This is a genomic window from Undibacterium sp. GW821-FHT11B02 (assembly GCF_058808955.1).
In genome coordinates, this window is sequence record NZ_JBXASD010000030.1 from 1 (window position 1) to 2,699 (window position 2,699).

At 44.1% G+C, this 2,699-nt stretch carries 1 protein-coding gene and 1 pseudogene; both read right to left on the reverse strand.

The window, feature by feature from the left end; all coding sequences use genetic code 11:
* Positions 1 to 70 precede the first annotated feature (70 nt).
* On the reverse strand, positions 71 to 1,096 hold the full coding sequence (locus AC1RVX_RS29940) for an ABC transporter ATP-binding protein (protein WP_493220235.1): 1,026 nt from the start codon (positions 1,094 to 1,096) through the stop codon (positions 71 to 73).
* 59 nt (positions 1,097 to 1,155) lie between these two features.
* Positions 1,156 to 2,622: pseudogene (locus AC1RVX_RS29945) on the reverse strand (ABC transporter permease); the annotation flags it as partial.
* Positions 2,623 to 2,699: the final 77 nt, after the last annotated feature.

The window sequence follows — 2,699 nt, forward strand, 5'->3', positions numbered from 1 at the left end:
GAAGAAACAAATTCAAGAGAATCTGGCTGCATGACATTCACCTGATGGTGAACTAATTACCGAGGGAAGCTCAAACACCTGTATCTTTCAACGTAAGACTTACTTTTTCGTTCACGACTCTTGGATGGGCAACATCAGCACTAACGACAAATAATTCACCAATATCTGTCTTGAAGGTATATTCATAGAATCCCCCCAAATAGGCAGACTTGGAAACGATCGCCGGCAAGGGGAATTTACCCTCATGTCCAACAGTCCAAGCCTCTGGCCGTACCGCAACTTTTACCGGCCCTGCTGGATGCCTGACAGCCGTCGCAATATTTAAAGGACCAAGGGACACATTCCCATTGTCATGCGACAAAGCTGATAACAACATGGCCTCACCCATAAAACCTGCTACAAATTCAGTTTTTGGACTTTCATAGAGTTCGGAAGGAGTTCCTGCTTGCGCTATATTGCCCTCGTTCATAACAATGATTTGATCAGACACTGAAAGAGCCTCACTCTGATCATGTGTAACATAGGCAACGGTGAGTTTCAGTCGTTGCTGCAAGGCTCTGATCTCGTCCCGCATATGACGCCGTAGACGAGCATCCAGATTGGACAATGGTTCATCAAAAAGCAAGACTGCGGGTTCCAAAATAAGCGCTCGGGCAACAGCGACTCGTTGCTGCTGGCCGCCAGACAATTCTGAAGGCCAACGGTCCCCGTACCCGGCTAATCCGACAGTATCAAGAGCTACTGCCACTCTGTCTTTTATTTCATTTTTATGGACATCGCGAACAGAAAGACCGTACGCAACATTGTCATTTACATTCATATGTGGAAACAACGCGTAGCTCTGAAATACGAGGCTCACGTTACGATCACAGGGTGGTAAGGCAGTCACATCTACGCCGTCAATAAATATTTGACCACTAGTCGGTTTTTCCAATCCGGCAATCATTCTTAGTGTGGTCGTTTTTCCACAGCCTGATGGACCGAGGAGTGTCGTTAGCGTTCCTTTTGGCACTGAAAAATTTATGCCCTTGACGGCTAACGAACCATCTTTTGAATATGATTTCGTAATATTTCTAAATTCGATTCCTTGAGACATGGTGTAAGTCCTTAATGGTTTTGGTGTTCTGATTTTTATATGATTTTTTCAATGAATAATCAGGTCTCATTAGTACGACGACCTAATTTTCTCTCGCCTACGACCAATTTAATTATTCCAATTGCTGCTAGCATCATCACGATCAAAGTTGAGCAATACGCCAGTGCAACTCCATAATCACCATTCCCGACACGACCTATAATGAAAGTTGTAGCAAGCTCATGTTCAGCAGTAACCAGGAAAATAACGGCTGACACTGTTGTCATTGCACGAACAAATGAATAAAGTAAAGCTGCAATCAAAGTAGGCCTTATTAAAGGCAGGATGATTAACCGGAGAGTGGTAAACGTAGACGCGCCAAGCATCAGGGACGCCTCATCTAAACTTTTATCCATTTGTTTAAATGCAGCTATTCCTGAGCGGATACTGACAGGAAGATTTCTAAATAAATAGCAAAGCAAAATGATTATTCCAGTTCCGGTTAACTCAAACGGTGGAACATTGAAAGCGAGAATGTATGAGACGCCAAGGACCGTACCAGGAACGGCAAACGCAAGTAACGCTACAAATTCAAATGTACTTCGTCCTTTGAACACTGTTCGCGATATCACATACGCAATAAGAAGGCCAAGAAGTGCCGTTAACGGTGCCGATGCACCAGCAAGTTCAAGCGTAGTAATCAACGAATTCCAGGCGGAACCTGACAACACGATCCCATCCGACAGCCATTGAACTCCGAAAGAATTTTTGAAATGATCCAAGGTAAAGCTGTAATCCCTGCCCCATACTTTGACGAACCCGCCTGCAAAAGCTAATACGTAGATCACGACCGTAAACGCTAGCCAAGGTAAAGCAATGAATTTGGAAATCAAACTAATTGCTGGAGGCATTGAAGGGGGAATACCATTGTCCCCTTTACCTGAAACACTGGTGTAATTTGCTTTACCCAGAATCCACCGCTGAAGTGAAAATATAATTAACGCGAATGCAGTCAATATCAACGCAAGCGATGCTGCCCGGCCATGATCAAGTTGCGCGCCAACAATGGCAAAAAAGATTTCTGTTGAAAGCACTGAGAAATGGCCACCCACGACAATTGGATTACCGAAATCAGCCATTGACTCAACAAATGCGACTAAGAATGTATTAGTTAATGCTGGTTTTAATAGGGGTAAGGTTACTGTAAACAGTGCTTTAACCGGGCTTGCTCTGAGGGTTTGAGCCGCTTCCTCAAGAGTTGGAGCAACTACCTGAACAGAACTTCGCATCATCAAAAATGCTGTGGGAGTAAATGCGAACATTTGAGCAAGCCAAACACCGTGCGCGCCGTAAAACCATCTCGAAGGTTCCAAATGAAAATTTATTTCAAGAAATTGATTTACCAGGCCCGCTCTGCCAAACAATAGAATGAGACCCAGGCCAACAACAAAAGGTGGTGTAATAAGTGGTAGTGTAGCCAGTATTCCCACAAGGGCTTTCGCACGCTTAAACGACCTTTCCGTAAGGAAAGCCAACAAAGTACCTAATTGAGCTTCCCTCGGTAATTAGTTCACCATCAGGTGAATGTCATGCAGCCAGATTCTCTTGAATTTGTTTCTTCATC

What these genes read in the sequence shown, in the direction of transcription:
- AC1RVX_RS29940 (WP_493220235.1), bottom strand. Translation starts at nt 1,096, where the DNA reads ATGTCTCAAGGAATCGAATTTAGAAATATTACGAAATCATATTCAAAA.